Source organism: Proteiniphilum sp., assembly GCF_034331125.1.
GTDB lineage: Bacteria > Bacteroidota > Bacteroidia > Bacteroidales > Dysgonomonadaceae > Proteiniphilum > Proteiniphilum saccharofermentans.
The window spans coordinates 271,021-288,474 of record NZ_JAXQGC010000058.1 but is presented as its reverse complement, the minus strand read 5'-3'; the positions used below and the strand labels follow the sequence as shown (position 1 = coordinate 288,474).

At 45.3% G+C, this 17,454-nt stretch carries 17 protein-coding genes; 11 read left to right on the top strand and 6 right to left on the bottom strand.

The window, feature by feature from the left end; all coding sequences use genetic code 11:
* Positions 1 to 318: 318 nt before the first annotated feature.
* From U2P89_RS14965 to U2P89_RS14925, 9 genes are all read left to right on the top strand, one after another.
* Entirely contained in the window at positions 319 to 990 is a 672-nt protein-coding gene (locus U2P89_RS14965; protein WP_322191790.1) for a TorF family putative porin, read from the top strand.
* A 46-nt stretch (positions 991 to 1,036) separates the two neighbouring features.
* Entirely contained in the window at positions 1,037 to 1,396 is a 360-nt protein-coding gene (locus U2P89_RS14960) for a P-II family nitrogen regulator (protein WP_019540010.1), read from the top strand.
* Between the two features lie 44 nt (positions 1,397 to 1,440).
* Positions 1,441 to 2,772 carry an ammonium transporter gene (locus U2P89_RS14955; protein ID WP_322191789.1) on the top strand — a complete coding sequence of 444 codons (1,332 nt, stop codon included), beginning with the start codon at positions 1,441 to 1,443 and terminating at the stop codon, positions 2,770 to 2,772.
* A 183-nt stretch (positions 2,773 to 2,955) separates the two neighbouring features.
* A complete protein-coding gene (locus tag U2P89_RS14950) occupies positions 2,956 to 4,344 on the top strand; it encodes a transglycosylase SLT domain-containing protein (protein WP_322191788.1) in 1,389 nt (462 codons plus the stop codon).
* A 77-nt stretch (positions 4,345 to 4,421) separates the two neighbouring features.
* Positions 4,422 to 5,552, top strand: a complete 1,131-nt coding sequence (locus U2P89_RS14945) for a GNAT family N-acetyltransferase (protein ID WP_019540007.1) — start codon at positions 4,422 to 4,424, stop codon at positions 5,550 to 5,552.
* A gap of 52 nt (positions 5,553 to 5,604) precedes the next feature.
* The gene (locus U2P89_RS14940) at positions 5,605 to 7,473 is read left to right on the top strand and encodes a DNA topoisomerase IV subunit B (RefSeq protein WP_322191787.1); all 1,869 of its coding nucleotides are present in this window, start codon (positions 5,605 to 5,607) and stop codon (positions 7,471 to 7,473) included.
* A gap of 110 nt (positions 7,474 to 7,583) precedes the next feature.
* Positions 7,584 to 8,063, top strand: coding sequence for a pantetheine-phosphate adenylyltransferase (gene coaD, locus U2P89_RS14935; RefSeq protein WP_019540005.1), 480 nt, complete (start codon positions 7,584 to 7,586; stop codon positions 8,061 to 8,063).
* An 84-nt stretch (positions 8,064 to 8,147) separates the two neighbouring features.
* Positions 8,148 to 9,770 carry a S41 family peptidase gene (locus U2P89_RS14930; protein ID WP_322191786.1) on the top strand — a complete coding sequence of 541 codons (1,623 nt, stop codon included), beginning with the start codon at positions 8,148 to 8,150 and terminating at the stop codon, positions 9,768 to 9,770.
* Positions 9,771 to 9,779: 9 nt separating this feature from the next.
* Positions 9,780 to 10,652, top strand: coding sequence for a polyphosphate kinase 2 family protein (locus U2P89_RS14925; protein WP_092026291.1), 873 nt, complete (start codon positions 9,780 to 9,782; stop codon positions 10,650 to 10,652).
* 47 nt (positions 10,653 to 10,699) lie between these two features.
* On the opposite strand, the gene U2P89_RS14920 is transcribed toward U2P89_RS14925, so the two are convergent.
* From U2P89_RS14920 to U2P89_RS14910, 3 genes are read right to left on the bottom strand one after another with little or no spacing between them, the layout of a single operon-like run.
* Entirely contained in the window at positions 10,700 to 11,083 is a 384-nt protein-coding gene (locus U2P89_RS14920; protein ID WP_019540002.1) for a hypothetical protein, read from the bottom strand.
* Positions 11,080 to 11,643, bottom strand: a complete 564-nt coding sequence (locus U2P89_RS14915; protein ID WP_322191785.1) for a sigma-70 family RNA polymerase sigma factor — start codon at positions 11,641 to 11,643, stop codon at positions 11,080 to 11,082. Before U2P89_RS14915 ends, U2P89_RS14920 begins: the two co-directional genes overlap by 4 nt.
* 9 nt (positions 11,644 to 11,652) lie before the next feature.
* Complete coding sequence (locus tag U2P89_RS14910) at positions 11,653 to 12,048, bottom strand: DUF6249 domain-containing protein (RefSeq protein ID WP_019540000.1); 396 nt, start codon at positions 12,046 to 12,048, stop codon at positions 11,653 to 11,655.
* A 296-nt stretch (positions 12,049 to 12,344) separates the two neighbouring features.
* Here U2P89_RS14910 and U2P89_RS14905 point away from each other — a divergent pair, with 296 nt between their 5' ends.
* Both U2P89_RS14905 and U2P89_RS14900 read left to right on the top strand, forming a co-directional pair.
* Positions 12,345 to 13,607: a putative DNA modification/repair radical SAM protein gene (locus U2P89_RS14905; RefSeq protein ID WP_322191784.1), complete on the top strand. Its 1,263-nt coding sequence runs from the start codon at positions 12,345 to 12,347 to the stop codon at positions 13,605 to 13,607.
* A gap of 30 nt (positions 13,608 to 13,637) precedes the next feature.
* Positions 13,638 to 14,405 carry a TIGR03915 family putative DNA repair protein gene (locus tag U2P89_RS14900; protein WP_322191783.1) on the top strand — a complete coding sequence of 256 codons (768 nt, stop codon included), beginning with the start codon at positions 13,638 to 13,640 and terminating at the stop codon, positions 14,403 to 14,405.
* A gap of 105 nt (positions 14,406 to 14,510) precedes the next feature.
* Here the strand turns inward: U2P89_RS14900 and mscL are convergent, their stop codons facing one another.
* The 3 genes from mscL to rocD all read right to left on the bottom strand — a co-directional run bounded on the left by mscL (position 14,511) and on the right by rocD (position 17,449).
* Positions 14,511 to 14,927 carry a large-conductance mechanosensitive channel protein MscL gene (gene mscL / locus U2P89_RS14895; RefSeq protein ID WP_322191782.1) on the bottom strand — a complete coding sequence of 139 codons (417 nt, stop codon included), beginning with the start codon at positions 14,925 to 14,927 and terminating at the stop codon, positions 14,511 to 14,513.
* A gap of 152 nt (positions 14,928 to 15,079) precedes the next feature.
* On the bottom strand, positions 15,080 to 15,982 hold the full coding sequence (ctlX, locus tag U2P89_RS14890) for a citrulline utilization hydrolase CtlX (RefSeq protein WP_322191781.1): 903 nt from the start codon (positions 15,980 to 15,982) through the stop codon (positions 15,080 to 15,082).
* Between the two features lie 231 nt (positions 15,983 to 16,213).
* Positions 16,214 to 17,449: an ornithine--oxo-acid transaminase gene (rocD, locus tag U2P89_RS14885; protein ID WP_322191780.1), complete on the bottom strand. Its 1,236-nt coding sequence runs from the start codon at positions 17,447 to 17,449 to the stop codon at positions 16,214 to 16,216.
* Positions 17,450 to 17,454 lie beyond the last annotated feature (5 nt).

The window sequence follows — 17,454 nt, the reverse complement described above, 5'->3', positions numbered from 1 at the left end:
CATTACTCTCATGTCCTATTCCCTGCAAAAATAGCGATCTTTTTCCTTATTTCCTAAACATTTGATTATGAATTGATAAATTGTCTTTTTGATGATAATATCCCTTTGTTTTTGCACTAATAGCTATATTTTTTGATATATTTTAGTCAAAATGTTTTATTTTTATTTGTTTTATAATCTTTTTGATTATCTTTGCGCTTTAATATTGTCAAAAAGATTTTATTTCCTCGTATTTGATTTCAAAAAGATTGTTTGTTTTAGGTTTTGGTTACTTATAGATTAAAGATTGACGGTTATTCATTTAAAAAAGCTAAAAGGATGAAGAAAATGAAATTATTCATTGTGATGTTCGCAGTATCAAGCGCTGTAAGTGGGATCAGAGGGCAGGAAGTGACAGTTTCAGCCGGGGCCGATATTGTAAGTTCGTATATCTGGCGTGGCCAGTATTGTGGTCCGGCCGCGGTACAACCGGGTATTTCGCTTTCGGCAGGCAATTTTTCAATTGGGGCATGGGGTTCGACCAGTTTTGAAAGTAGCTGGAGGGAGTTTGACCTGTATGCCGGTTACTCCATTGGCAATTTTTCGGTATTGGTGATCGATTATTTCTTTCCCCGGAATCTTCCGGACGGTGAAGGCAGCGGTTATTTTGATTATTCGGAGCATGTTTTTGAAGCCACATTGGGTTACTCATTCGGAGAATCTTTTCCCCTTTCATTAGCATGGAATACCAATTTTGCGGGGGATGATGATTATTCCAGCTATTTCGAAGCATCCTACTCCCTTCCGGTCGGGAGTGTCAATGTGGATTTGATATTGGGTGCAACTCCCTGGGAAGGCGCTTATTCAGATGGGTTCGCATTGATCAATGCGTCGATAAAAGCAAGCAAAGAGATAACCATCACCGATTCATTTTCACTTCCGGTTTTTACCCAGGCAATTCTGAATCCTGATACGAAGGATGTCTTCCTGGTCTTCGGTATGAGTTTTTGATAAAATCTATTCTTTACACTAAATATATTAATTATAACAAACATTTATGAAGAAAATTGAAGCAATTATCCGCAAGTCAAAGTTCGACGAGGTTCGGGCTGCCTTGCATGAGGCTGACATAGACTTCCTTTCATGGTGGGGAGTAAAAGGTCAGGGAACAGCAAAACAGGGTCTTATTTTCCGGGGGATCGCTTACGATGTCAATGCCATCGAGCGTATTTATCTCTCTTTCGTGGTCAGGGAAGTAAATGTGCAAAAATCTATCGACGCTATTTTACGATCCGCTTATACGGGTGAAAGTGGAGACGGCCGGATTTTCGTGTCAACCATTGAGCAATCCATCCGGATCCGTACAGGTGACCGTGGCGATGAGTCATTGTATGACAAAGAGCAAAAGGATGCTTAAAACTCCCAAAAGATAGAATGATTAAAAAATAACTTTTACAGATTATGAAGCATAAAATAATAAAATATATAATGATGTTTTGCGCATTATTTGCCATACCTGCTATTGCTTTTGCACAGGACGATGCGGTACCTGTCCTGAACAGCGGTGATACTGCCTGGATTATAGTAGCCACTATTCTTGTAATGATGATGACCATTCCCGGGCTGGCCCTGTTCTACGGAGGTCTGGTACGCCGGAAGAATGTATTGAGTGTATTGATGCAGTGTCTTATTCTGACCGCTGTAATCATTATAGAGTGGGTAGCGATTGGTTATAGCCTGGCCTTTACTTCGCTGGAGGGAGGTTTGAATGCTGTTGTGGGTGGTTTCGATAAAATATTCCTGCAAGGCGTAGGGATCAATGACCTGCTTGACGGTTATGCTATTCCTGAACTTTTGTTTGTGTCGTTTCAGGGAATGTTTGCCGTTATTACGCCTGCATTGATCATCGGTGCATTTGCCGAACGTATCAAATTCAGCGGCTTCCTGCTGTTCTCCGTGTTATGGGCGCTGGTGGTTTACAATCCGCTGGCCCACTGGGTCTGGGGCGGCGGCTGGATAGGTGAAATGGGTGCCATCGATTTTGCAGGAGGGACTGTGGTGCATATCAATGCAGGAATATCAGCATTGGTGATGGCTGTCCTGCTCGGTAAAAGGAAGGGATGGAATGTAAAAGGAGCCGCCCCCATCACTCCGCATAATGTGCCGTTCGTGGTGGTCGGTACGGCTTTGCTGTGGTTGGGATGGCTGGGATTTAACGGCGGAAGCGGCCTGGCAGCAGACGGCTTGTCTGCAAGTGCTTTACTGGTTACCAACATAGCCGCAGCAACTGCGGCGCTGACATGGGCGGTACTCGACTGGGTTATCAACAAGAAGCCGACTGTGGTTGGTTTTTGTACGGGCGTTATTGCCGGTCTGGTCGCCATTACGCCTGCTGCCGGCTCTTCCGGCGTATTGGGCGCTTTTGTCATTGGTCTGGTGGCCGGTTTGGTTTGCTTCTTTATGGTGGCATATGTGAAACCCAAGTTAGGTTACGATGATTCATTGGATGCTTTCGGAGTACATGGTATCGGGGGAATCGTTGGTTCCCTTCTGATCGGAATTTTTGCCACACAGGCGATTACTGGTGAAGGGGGAGCACAGGGAGCGCTCTACGGTGATTGGAACCAGTTATGGATACAGGTCGTGGCGACTGTTGCTACGATTGCATTCAGTGCGGTCATGACATGGATATTATTCAAGATTGTGGATAGTATAGTCGGCATCAGGGCGAGTGAGGAAAGCGAATCTGTCGGGCTCGATATCTCCGAACACGGTGAAATAGCGTATGAATAAAACCACCCGTCATTTGATCTTTCTTAATTTCGGGACAAGCTGCCTCTACAAGGGCGGCTTGTTTTTTCTCTCGGCTTTCACTAAATTTCCATAATATAGGATGCGCCTCGGAAAAACCTAAGCAAGCTTGGCTTTTCTCCCGGCTTTCACTATATTTGCCCCGGTTTTTAACTTAAACAGGATATGAGCAAAGCTCTATTGTTTTTACTGTTTCCCGTTATCCTGTGCCTGTCATGCGGAAACTTGGGCAGACAGGAGAGGACGTACGATTTTCCTCAGATTGTAGAGTCGGATACATTACGCATACTGACTCTGAATACATCCACTTCCTATTTCATATACCGGGATCAACCCATGGGATACCATTACGATATGATTCGTGATTTCTGCAAATATCACGGGTTAGTCCCGGAGATCATAGTCGCCGGAAATACAGGTGCTATGTTGCAAATGCTACAGAATAAGGAGGCCGATCTGATTGCCTACAGTATGCCGGTCACAAATGCTTTGAAAGACTCGGTACTTTATTGCGGGCTCCAGCAGATATCGCATCAGGTGCTGGTACAACGTGCGGGACAGGGCGATACTCTGCTGACCGATGTAACAGGTTTGATCGGTAAGCGGGTGACAGTGATCGATAAGTCGAAATACCTGGACAGGATAAATAACCTTAATGACGAACTGGGAGGAGGTGTTCTGATCGATAGGGTAGACAGTGACACTATTGTTGTGGAAGATCTGATCCGGATGGTTTCGCGGGGAGAGATCGCCTATACAGTGGCTGACGATGACCTGGCCATGCTCAATCACACCTATTTCGGAAACTTGAATGTGGATCTTCCGGTCAGCTTCGACCAGCGCTCTTCGTGGGTGGTAAGAAAAGATACCCCTCTGCTTGCTGATTCGCTGGACAGCTGGATGAAGAGCCGCTCTTCCGGGACTGCTTTTCTACGGATCATCAAACGCTATTTTGAAGAAACAAAAGGATATTCCGTCTTCTTAAGACCCTCTTTCCGGGAGATTTCCGGCCATGGGGTTATTTCCCCTTTTGATTCCTATTTCAAACGATATGGGAAAGAGTCGGGAATCGACTGGCGGCTGCTTGCTTCGGTTTCCTATCAGGAGTCCAGATTCGAGACGGAAGGACAATCATGGGCGGGTGCTACAGGACTGATGGGATTAATGCCGGCTACTGCCGCTTCATTGGGTGCAGAAGGAGAGCAACTTTTTGATCCTGAGAAAAACATAAGTGCAGGTACGGAATACCTGAAAAATCTGCTTCACATTTTCCGTTTTATAAATAACCCTGATGAGAGAATAAAAATGGCTTTAGCTGCTTATAACGGAGGCCTCGGCCATGTATTCGATGCATTGGCGCTCACCGAAAAATACGGTGGTGATAAAGAGGTTTGGGAAGGGAATGTGGAACGTTATCTGCAATTGAAACGTTTAGAGCAGTATTACAGCGATCCGGTTTGTAAGAACGGTTATTTCAGGGCAGATGAAACGATCAATTATGTACGTGATGTAATAGACAGATGGCAGATATATAAGGAGAAGTTGAAAGAATAAAAATCCTGTTGATCTTTCAATAAAAAAATCACTATCTTTGCCATCGGTGTAAAAATCATATTTACAGAAAGCAAAACATGTCAGTTATAATCAATAAAGTCAGAACGAAAGATGATTTGAAGAAATTCATCCAATTCGGTATCGATCTCTATGAAGGGAATGAATATTTTGTTCCTCCGTTGATCTACGATGAGAGAGCCACACTCAACTGGAGTAAAAATCCGGCATTCGATCATTGTGATGCGATCTATTTCCTTGCATATCGCGATGATAAGATCGTAGGCCGAATTGCTGTTATCATCAATCATAAGGCGAATGAGAGATGGAACGAACGGAATGCGCGATTCGGGTTTGTGGATTTTATTGATGATAGTGAGGTGGTGGATGCCCTTTTCGGTGCGGCTGAGAGTTGGGCCCGGTCGAGGGGGATGGACAAGATACACGGGCCGCTCGGCTTTACAGATCTCGACCACGAAGGGATGTTGGTAGAGGGATTCGACCAGATAAGTACCCTCTCTACCATATACAATTATCCCTACTATATAGGTCATATGGAGCGTATAGGGTATGTGAAGGATCAGGATTGGGTTGAATTTCTTATCACCATTCCCAAAGAGATGCCGGAGCGGTTCCTGCGCGCCTCGGAGATCGTAAAAAAACGTTTCGGGCTTGATGTGAAGCATCTCGAGAGTAAGAAGGATGTTTTGCCCTACGCGAGGGATATCTTTAAGTTGATCAACCGTGCCTATAAAGATCTTTATGGATATGTGGAGTTGACCGACCGGCAGATTGATTATTACGTCGATATGTATATCCCGATGCTTCGTTTGGAATTCCTCACATTGGTGATTCGCCAGGAAGACAATAAACTGGTAGGGGTGGGCATAGGCCTTCCCAGTATTGCCAAGGCATTACAAAAAGCCAGAGGCCGATTTGTGCCTACCGGCTGGTATCACCTCTACAAAGCGTTAAAAGGAAAAGATACCAACGTGCTCGACTTGTTAATGGTGGCGGTAGATCCCGAATATCAGGGTAAAGGGCTGAATGCGCTAATGTTCAACGAGTTTATCCCGGCAGCCAACCGATTGGGATTTGAATATGCCGAGAGTAACCCCGAACTGGAAATAAACAGTAAAGTGCATTCCATGTGGAATAGTCTGGAAACAAAGCAACACAAAAGGCGGAGAGCATTTATAAAAAATTTATAAAGGAGCGAAGGCGACTCAAAACGCCTAATTTTATGAAAGAGGAAATAGAAAAGTGAACGAAACAGAAAAAGAAATACAAGTAATTGAAAATAACTATCAGGAAGAGAATATTGTCACATTAGAGTGGCAGGAACATATCCGCCGGCGTCCCGGAATGTACATCGGAAAGCTGGGGGATGGTACTTCGTCCGATGATGGTATCTATGTATTGCTGAAGGAAGTATTGGACAACGCCATTGATGAGTTCATGATGGGATACGGAAAAACGATCGAGGTGACCATCGAGAATGAAAGCGTGACAGTACGTGATTATGGCCGCGGGGTACCATTGGGAAAGGTGAAGGATGTCTGCTCCAAAATGAATACCGGCGCCAAATATGATTCCAAGGCATTTAAAAAGTCTGTGGGATTGAATGGTGTGGGTATTAAAGCTGTAAATGCGCTCTCTTCTTCTTTTGCAATGGAATGTTTCCGGGAGGGTCAAATGAAGGCGGTGGAGTTTGTGCAGGGTGTGCTCTCGAATGACAGGGAGATTGTGCCGACCACAAATCCAAACGGGACTTATGTGAGTTTTACCCCTGACGTGGAAATATTTGGAGAGTATCATTACCGCGACGAACATATTGAGCCGTTACTGAAGAATTATGTTTTTTTGAATATCGGCCTGACCATTGTTTTCAACGATAAAAAATTCAGCTCGAAAAACGGGTTGGAAGATTTGCTGAACGAAAACCTTACCTCCGAAGAACTTTACCCTATTATCCATCTTTTCGGTGAAGATATAGAGGTGGCAATTACCCATACCAACCAGTACGGTGAAGAGTATTATTCGTTTGTCAACGGACAGCATACTACTCAGGGAGGAACCCATCTTGCTGCTTTCCGGGAGGCGACTGCACGTGTGATCAAAGAGTTCTACAACCGTAACTTTGAGTACTCTGATATTCGTAACGGTATGGTAGCAGCCATCAGTATCAAGGTGGAAGAGCCGGTGTTCGAGTCGCAGACAAAAACGAAACTCGGCTCCAAGGAGATGACACCCAATGGTATCTCAGTGAGCAAACATATTAACGACTTCCTCAAAAAAGAACTGGATAATTATCTGCATAAGAATGCTGATACTGTAGAGGTACTACAGAAAAAGATACTTGATTCGGAGAAAGAGCGTAAAGCCATAGCAGGTGTGACCAAACTGGCTCGCGAGCGGGCGAAAAAAGCCAATCTGCACAATAAGAAACTGAGAGATTGCCGTATCCATTACAACGATGCCAAAGGGGATGACAGGGATAAGACTTGCATCTTCATTACTGAGGGGGACTCAGCCAGCGGCTCCATCACTAAAAGCCGTGACCCCAACCTGCAGGCGGTATTCAGCCTAAGGGGAAAACCCCTGAACTGCTTCGGGTTGACAAAGAAGATCGTGTATGAGAATGAGGAATTCAACCTCCTGCAAGCGGCACTCAATATTGAGGAAAATATGGACGGCTTGCGGTACAATAAAGTGATCATTGCTACCGATGCCGATACCGACGGGATGCATATCCGCCTGCTGCTGCTTACCTTCTTCCTGCAGTTCTTCCCCGACCTGATCAAAAAGGGGCATGTCTATATTTTGCAAACACCTCTTTTCAGGGTGCGTAACAAAAAGAAAACTCTTTATTGTTATACGGAGGAAGAGCGCCTCAGTGCTATTGAAGAGCTGGGACCCAACCCCGAAATAACCCGATTCAAAGGGCTGGGTGAAATATCGCCCGACGAATTCCGTAACTTTATCGGTGAGGATATCCGACTGGATAGGGTAACCATGCGTAAAGAAGACCTTCTGAAAGAATTGCTCGAATTCTATATGGGCAAAAATACTCCTGAACGCCAATCTTTTATTATTGAAAATCTGGTTGTTGAAGAAGATGAGGTCGCTTGATTAAGGTGGAAAGGTGGTTAGGTGATTGGTTGATTTGTAATTAGTAATTAGTAATTGGTAATTAATCAATTTCCACATCCCACATCTCAAATCCCACATCCCCAATAAATATGTCTCAGATGGATGTTGCTAAATATAGAATCGCCTTGTTTCCCGGTACGTTCGACCCTTTCACCATAGGTCATGAGTCGCTCGTAAGAAGGGGATTATCGCTGGTAGATGAAATTGTGATCGCCATAGGGATTAATGAAGCGAAAAAGTCATTTTTCCCCCTGGATCAACGACTCAGGATGATCCGTGGATTATACGAAAACGAACCGCGGGTAAGGGTGGAGAGTTACGACTCCCTCACCATAGAATTTGCACAAAAGGTGGGTGCACAATATATTTTACGGGGTATCAGGTCGGTAATAGATTTCGAATATGAAAAAACGATAGCCGACATGAACCGAACTATTTCGGGAATTGAGACGTTTGTACTATTTACGGAACCTGCCTTGACCCATGTCAGTTCATCCCATGTAAGGGAATTGCTGCGTTACGGGTACGATGTGAGTGGCTTTATCCCGGAAGGGATGGAGTTATTTTAATGGACTATTTCGTTAAATGAAAACAAGGATAGAGATTGTCTGATGAATCGAATTAAAAGAATAAAACCTCTCAAAAAAATAAAAATGCTAAAAAGAATAATACCGATTGTTTTAGGTACACTGTTTTTAACCGGATGTGTTTATGCCCAATTCAGACCGTCACCCGAAGGTGTCAAGTTAGAGAGAACCCTCCAACTTATTCAGGGGCTGTATGTGGACGATGTGGATGCCTCAGGGCTGACCGAAGCGGCCATACGCGGCATGTTGAAAGAACTGGATCCGCATTCCACCTATCTCAATAAGGAGGAGGTGAAGGCCATGAATGAGCCTTTACAGGGGAACTTTGATGGGATTGGTATATCGTTCAATATGCTGACCGATACGCTCTATGTAATGGAGGTTATCTCCGGTGGCCCGTCGCAGAAGGTCGGTATTATGCCGGGAGATAAGATCATTTATGTGAATGATACGCTTATTGCCGGGGTGAAGAAGAATAACCAGGATGTCGTGTCTATGCTTCGGGGCCCTAAAGGGACTGAAGTGAATGTAAAAGTGCTCCGCAGAGGTGTGCCGGAATTGATGCCTTTCCGGATTGTCCGGGATAGGATCCCTATCACCAGTATCGATGCTTCCTATATGGTGGCCGATGATATAGGGTATATCCGTCTGAGTCGCTTCGGCATCACTTCGGGTGATGAGTTCCGGCAGGCAGAGCAGGAGTTGAGGGCGCAGGGTATGGACCACCTCATCCTGGATCTGACTGATAATGGAGGGGGGATACTCCAGACAGCCAATGATATAGTGGATGAATTTTTGGGAGACGGCAAACTGATTGTCTATACCGAAGGAAAGAATCAGCCGCGCTATACAATGAATGCCACGGGTGATGATGAACTGAAAGGGGGAAAGCTGGTGATATTGGTCAATGAGGCCTCGGCATCCGCAAGTGAGATCCTGGCCGGCGCCATTCAGGATTGGGACAGAGGTGTGATAGTCGGGAGAAGGACGTTTGGAAAAGGATTGATACAACGCCAGTTACCACTTCCCGACGGGACCATGATCCGGTTGACCGTGGCCAGGTATTACACGCCGACCGGCAGAAGCATCCAGAAACCGTACGAGAATGGAGACCAGGATGCATATAATATGGATTTTGTGAATCGTTACAATCACGGTGAACTGTTCCAGGCCGACAGTATCCATTTCCCCGATTCCCTCAAGTACACGACATTGGTGAATAAACGCACGGTATATGGCGGAGGTGGTATTATGCCCGATTATTTTGTACCGATCGATACGACGGCCGGCACTGTGCTGCACGGCAGATTAAACGGATTGGGTGTGATCAACAAGGTCGCTATAGCGGAAGTGGACAACCATCGCCGGGAGTTACTACAGAAATATCCTGATATAAATAAGTTTAAAGCAGAATATATGATAACGGAAGGTGTGATTCCAAAATTGATGAAACTAGCTTCCGAAGAGAATATCGAGTGGGATGAAGAACAATTCGCCTCTTCCCGCCCGTTGATTTTTAAGCAATTAAAAGCATTGATGGCCAGGGATCTATATGACTCTTCCGCATTTTTCAGGATCATCAATGAAGAAAACGATATCTTTATGGAAGGATTGAAGATTATCTCCGATGATAACCGTTATCAGGGACTACTGAAAGGGGTAGGCGGTAACGTGGGGCAAAACAAATAATATTGCGGTATGAATTTCGATTACAGTAAGTTCCGTGTGCAGGAGGGAGATGAAGTCACCCTGAAAGATTTCCCTACCTGCGAAGATGGAGGATATACCAAGAAGACCGCCAAAGAGGAGATTAAGCGGAACATCAAAGAGTTGAAGAAATTCCAGGAGATGTTCTATGCCGACGACCGGTATTCGTTGTTGATCATCCTTCAGGCGCGGGATGCTGCCGGGAAAGATGGAGTGATCCGTCACGTGATGTCGGGTATCAATCCGCAAGGGTGTCGGGTACACAGCTTTAAAACACCCACCAAGAACGAATTGGAACACGACTATTTCTGGCGTCACTATATCGCTTTACCCCAGCGTGGGATGATAGAGATCTTCAACCGTTCGCATTATGAGAATGTGCTGGCGACAAAAGTCAATCCGCAATGGATACTTAACGAACGTATCCCCGGATATGGTTCGGTAGAAAATATCGATCAACAGTTTTGGAATGCCCGATACGAAGATATTAATGCGATAGAGCGACACCTTTACCGCAACGGTATGCGTATCCTTAAATTCTTTTTAAACGTATCGAAAGAGGAGCAGAAAGAGCGTTTTATTTCCCGTATTGATGAACCCGACAAAAACTGGAAGTTCAGTACGGCTGATTTGCAGGCTCGTGAGCAGTGGGATGATTACGAAAAAGCATTTGAGGAGATGCTGGAGAAGACCTCGAAGCCCTATGCACCATGGTATGTGATTCCTGCCGATAAGAAATTCTTTGCACGTGTGGCGGTGGGTGATATCATCCTTGAGCTGTTCAGGTCACTCGACCTGCGTTACCCGCCTGCAGAATCGCCCGAGATGCTGCAAAAAGCACGTGAAATTTTAATGAAGCAATAATTTTACCTGTATGCTATTTAAGTGCGGTTGATTGAATGCAGGCCGATTTACTTGTTCTCTATTTTTTTCTTTCTCTGTAGATGTGAATCAAGGCGTGAAATCAACCATAACAGGCTGAAAACGGACGCAACCAGGATCACTGTACCTAGGAATTGGGGACTGAACAGGTATTCCTGGCCGAAGAGGAAGTATGTTGCTGCAATCATCACTGCCAACACGCCATACATCGTGCCGAAGATCGATCCGAATTCTTTCAGTATATTGCCGGATTCTTTCCGGTCGCTTATTTTCGATGGAGTGAGTGCCTGCTCGGTCTCTATCTGTTGCATGATCCGATATTTCAGATTATCGGATGCTTTTAGTTTTGCACCCTGCATCATCCCACGGATAAGATGCTCCTCATTTTGTGTATGTTTCTTTTCTTCCATCATGTCTCCTCCATGAATAGTGCTTCTTTATAGCGTTTTACCCATAACTCCTTAAATATTTTCCTTGCCCTGAACAATTTCACTTTTACATTGGAATCATTCAGCCCGGTAATTTTGGCGATCTCTTTGACAGGATTCTCTTCCATATAATAGAGCGTAAGCAGTAGTGCGTCTCCTTTAGGCATTTTTTGCAGAATATTGGCTACCATCTCCTTGCGTTCCGTTTCTTCCATATCGACCTGCAGGCTGTTGTCAACCGGAAAGAGGGTACTTTCCGCTTGCATCTCCCCGCTATCCGTCCATATCTGTGTTTTTGTCTGGGTGACTGCCGTATTGTAGACAATGCGGTAAAGCCATGTAGAGAATTTACTCTCCGAACGGAAGCTATGAAGATTCTTGTATGCCTTTACATAACTCTCCTGCACGACATCTTCCGCATCCTGCATATTGCCGCATATCCGGTGAGCAATGGTAATCGCCATGTCCTGATAAGTCTCGACAAAATATGCGAATGCGGAAGAATTGCCCGAAAGCACTTGTTGCACACGTTGATTCTCGTTCATCGTAAACGGTTATTCCTGTTCAGCTTCCTCCTTTAACCGGCTGACCGGTATTTTTTGTACCACCAGAAAATAGACCAGATAGCCAATACCGAGAAAGAAGACAATACTTGCTCCGGTCATCCAAAACTCATTGCCCCGACCGATAACGAGATATTCTGAACAAAGAAATCCTACCATGATCCCAATTCCAAGCGCGATTAGTACAATCCCGTTTCTTAGTGATACCAACCGGTTAGGATCCGATTTTTTTCTCGGACTGTCCGGTGGAATAATTCCCTGGTTAATAAGCCCCATTCGCTCGGCGTTGCGGCTTTTGATCCACTGTAATCCTAATACCCATCCGGCTACAACCGGAAGACCTATAGTGCACGTAATGGCAAGAGCCGGTATTAAATCTGCCCACATAATTGTTACATTTTAAAAGTGAATAATAATTTGCTTTCATTCATAGGACTGCAACTCTAATGGATCGGTTACAAAAATAGGAAAATATTTTTACAAAATACTTATTTTACCTGGGAGTCAATATGTTAATAACTTATTGACAATGATATGTTTTTTAAGATTTTAAATTCGTCAATCTGGTTTCTATTTCTTTTCTTTGCAATCGGGTAAGAAGTAGCGGTACCCGTTTTACTTTGTCAATTCCCGATCCCGGAGAGCATTTTCTGAGAAAAATGCCAAAATCTGTTGTATACAAAATGAACGAAAAGACGCTCGAAAAACTGAAGATCCTTGCCGATGCTGCCAAGTATGACGTATCTTGCGCATCCAGCGGCACCTCGCGTAACAATGTGAAGGGAGGGATAGGTACGGCAGCAGGATGGGGCATCTGCCACAGCTTCACTCCTGATGGGCGTTGTATATCGTTATTTAAGATACTGCTTACCAATCATTGTATTTATGATTGCGCCTATTGCGGCAATCGACGGAGCAACGATGTGAAACGTGCGGCTTTTACAGCAGAAGAATTGGCAGGATTGACTATTGAATTTTATCGTAGGAATTATATCGAAGGACTTTTCCTCAGTTCCGGTGTGATGCGCAATCCCGATTATACGATGGAGCGGATGGTGCGTGTGGTGAAACTCCTGCGTGAAGTACATCGTTTCAACGGGTATATCCATATGAAAACCATTCCCGGTGCAAGTAGCGAGTTGATCGCACAGGCGGGAGTGCTGGTCGACCGTATGAGCGTGAACCTCGAAATTCCGTCGGAGCAGAACCTGAAATTGCTTGCGCCCGAAAAAGATTACCCAAGCGTATTCGCTCCCATGCGGTTTATCCAGCAGGGGATGCTGGAAAGTGCCGAGGATCGCAAAAAATTCCGTTCGGCACCTAAGTTCGTGCCGGCAGGACAGAGTACCCAGGTGATCATCGGCGCTACGCCCGACAATGATAAACAGATACTCACATTGGCTTCAGCTCTCTACAAACGTCCTTCTTTCAAGCGGGTCTATTATTCGGGTTATATTCCTGTGAATTCCGGGGATAGCCGCCTGCCTGCGCTGGCCAAACCCCCGCTGGTACGTGAGAACCGATTGTATCAGGCCGATTGGCTGATGCGGTTCTATGAGTTCAAGGCTGCGGAACTGGTGGATGATACCCATCCCGATCTGGATCTGGATGTGGATACCAAAATGGGTTGGGCGTTACGTCATCCCGAATTTTTCCCGATTGATGTGAACACAGCTCCTTATGAGGTGATCCTTCGCGTGCCGGGCATCGGTGTCAAGTCGGCTAAACTGATCGTCACCTCGCGCCGGTATGGCAGGCTGACTTCAGAGCAACTGAAGAAAATCGGTGTAGTAATGAAACGAGCCCGCTATTTTATAGTGTGTCGTGAACTACCGATGCAGACCGTCAACGAACTTACGCCGCAGTATGTACGTCGTCAGGTTTCCCAAAAGCAGAAGAAAATGTCCGCGGAACTGTTGCAGTATTCAATCGATTGGGGAGAGTAGGTTGATAGTGTGCCAATATGCCAAAATGAAATGATCCTTTTTATATATGACCATACTTTCGACGGATTGCTTTCGTGCGTGTTTTTCGCGTATGAGCAGAAGAAATTTCCCGATCTGATCCTCTCCGAATCCGACCAGAAGCCTTTGTTTATAGATGAACAGTACTATGTAGATACCGAAAAAGAGAAATCGAAGCGGGTCTGGAAAGGACTGGAGAAAAAAATATCGAAATTCGCACAAAATATGCTGTTGAGTGTCTGGTTGTCGGAACTACCGGATACAGCAATGCTGCTGTTCCGGTATATCCGTAAAAATATCGATCATCCACAGGGTATTGAGATGAATTTTGGCGATGATGACGTACTTCGAATCAAGGATATTGCCGGGAAAGTGGGTACTGATGCCCATAAACTGATCCAGTTCGTCCGTTTTCAGGAGACAGCCGACGGTATCTGGTTTGCTCCGGTCTCGCCACGTTACAATGTACTTTCATTGATCGTGCCGCATTTTAAATCGCGCTATGCCGGCCAACCCTGGATTATTTACGATACCGTGCGAAATACAGGCCTATACTATGATACGCATACAGTGCAGGAGATAACCTTCTCTCAAAAAGACCTTGTGGAACTAAAATCAGGCAAACTCGACAATGAGAAGCTCTCTGACGAAGAGGCTTTTTTTCAAAAAATGTGGAAAGAATATTTTCAGAGTATCACAATTAAGGAGCGTATCAATCTTAAACTGCAACGGCAGCACATGCCAAAACGTTACTGGAAATACCTTCCGGAGATCCAGTAATTCTTTTGCGGATTATCAGCTACCCTGTCCCGGGGCGTTGCGGATTTTCAGTTTTGGTAAATTTATTGGCCCGCTTCGCTCCGGATAACATGGTATGCTTTTTAACTACTTGTTCTTTAACAAGTCACGGATTTCCGTCAATAATGTCTCTTCCTTGGTCGGTTCGGGAGGAGGTGCAGGGACTTCCTCTTTCTTTCGCTTCAGAGAATTCATTGCTTTGATCACCATGAAAATGGCCGCACCGATGATCAGGAAGTCGACGATCGTCTGAATGAAAGCGCCGTAATTCCAGGTAACGGCAGGTGTAACCACTTCTGTGCCGTCCATTACTGCCTGTCTTAAAACAAGTTTAAGGTCTACGAATTGTCCCTGGTCTGAGATCAATGCGAGTGGTGGCATAAGGATGTCGTTCACGAAAGATGTAACGATCTTCCCGAAAGCGCCGCCGATCACGATACCCACGGCCATGTCTACCACGCTGCCGCGCATTAAGAATTCTTTTAGTTCTGATCTGAATGACATAGTTTTTGATTAATTGGGTTGAAAAATGCTGGATTATGAACTCGTTTACAAGCCTGACATCGTCATCCGCTAACTGGCGAATGGCATTTGTATATGCTTGACGAAATTATTCATTCTGCAAAGTAAATAAAAAAAATGTAAAAGCTTCTGTTTTAATAAAAAATTTCGGCTATCATACATCGTGCCGATCCTCCTCCATTTGTCTCGATGGTCGACAATGGAGCAGACAAGATGGTGTTGTAGGTCGATATGATCGTTTCCTGTAATGCCGTCAGGGCATTGCGGGCGGAAGCCGACATCACCATAATTGGTTGGCCGTTCCGGCTCTTTACTTCAAGCATATTTCCCGCGAACCGGACTACCTGATCCAAAGAGATATCGACAATGATCTTTCCCCCAGAGATCAGTCTGGAAACCACTTTCTGTCGTTCATTATCATCTTTGATCGACTCGAGGCAGACAATCGCTACCTGGTTGCCCACTGCCATCATCACGTTGGTATGATAAATAAGGTTCCCGTTTTTGTCGGTTGCATTGAATACTACGGCGTCATAATTCAATCGTGCGCAAAAGTCCGCCAACACTTTCTCCGAAGTGCGTGGTGAACGGCAACAATATGCAATTCGTTTGTCCCGGTCGAACACCATACTTCCTGTACCTTCCAGAAATTCGTCCTCCTTTTCCCAGTGTGTAAGATCAATCACTTTGCGGTGATTCATTTTTCGGGTCAGTAAGTCCAACACCTCCCGTTTTCTTTCCTGTCTACGGTTCTCAGCGAACATGGGGTAGAGCACCAATTCTCCGGAGATATGCGACGAAAACCAGTTATTTGGGAAAACCGAATCGGGAGTCCATGGCTCGGGTGTGTCCTGTACAACCGTCACATCTACATCTTTGCCATGGAGCTGGCTCACGAAAGCATCAAATTCTTCAAGCGCTTTAACGGCTACAGAACCGGACTCCCCCGCCTGTTGGAAGTAGTTGTTCTGTGCTGTCTCTTCGTTAAAGGCAAACCTGAAGGGACGAACCATCAGTATTTTGGATGTTGTCTGCATAAAAATTAATTTTTAGAGCCAAGAACCAAGACTAATTTGGGATTTGGGATGTAGGATGTGAGATTTGGGATGTGAGAATTACTAATTTTCAATTAAATTACCTTTCCACCTTTCCACTTTTAGTTTTTCACTCTTCACTTTATCCACCGCCCTACCGGTTTCTCCACTTCTTGGACTTCTCCATTTCTTTCTAACTTCTTAGTTCTAATCATCACATTAACTAATCATTTATCAATTGGTTTCCAGTGATCTGATTGATTCCTTAATAATATCGATCGCCTCCTTCAGTTCCTCTTCAGTGATTACTAATGGTGGAGCAAAGCGGATAATATGATCATGGGTCGGTTTCGCCAGCAGCCCGTTTTCAGCCATCTTCAGACAGACATCCCACGCCTGTTTGCCGTTATACGGTTCTATGACGACTGCATTGAGCAACCCTTTTCCTCTCACTTGCCTGATGAACGGACTTCCTATCTTCTCCATCTCTTCACGGAAGATCTGGCCCAGGTATCCGGCTTTTTCAGCCAGTTTTTCCTCTTCCACTACTTCCAATGCTGCGGTTGCTACCTTGCAGGCGAGAGGGAACCCTCCGAAAGTGGAGCCATGCTGGCCGGGTTGGATGGTAAGCATGATTTCGTCGTCGGCCAACACTGCTGAGACGGGTAGTACGCCACCAGAGACGGCTTTTCCCAGGATTACTATATCGGGGCGGATCCCTTCATGATCGCAACAGAGTTTCCGACCGGTTCGGGCAATACCGGTCTGCACTTCATCGGCAATGAAGAGCACATTATGCTTTTTACAGAGTTCGTAACAACTCCTCAGATAACCGTCGTCCGGTACATTCACGCCTGCTTCCCCCTGGATAGGCTCCACCAGGAATCCGGCAATAGAATCTGCTTTCTCCTTTAAAGCAGAGGCCAGGGCCTTCGGATCGTTGTAAGGAATGACCTCGAATCCAGGAGTATAAGGTCCATAATCGGCACGGGCGTCGGGATCGGTGGAGACGGAGACAATAGAGATAGTCCTACCGTGAAAATTGCCCTCACATGCTATAATGACTGCTTCCGTTTCAGGAATTCCCTTTTTAAGATAACCCCATTTCCTGGCCAGTTTCAATGCCGTTTCCACCGCTTCGGCGCCACTATTCATCGGTAATACCTTATCATAACCGAAATAATCATGAATAAACTTTTCGTATGGCCCCAGTGTATCGTTGTAAAAGGCGCGGGAAGTAAGGCAAAGTTTCTCTGCCTGCTCCTTCAGGGCCCTTACAATCTTAGGGTGACAGTGTCCCTGATTTACCGCGGAATAAGCCGATAGAAAATCGAAATATCTCTTTCCATCCACATCCCAGACATAACACCCTTTCCCACGGGATAGTACTACCGGCAGAGGATGATAATTGTGTGCCCCGTACTTCTCTTCCAGGTCAATATACTGTCTTGTTGCAGCTGATAAATTCATGATTA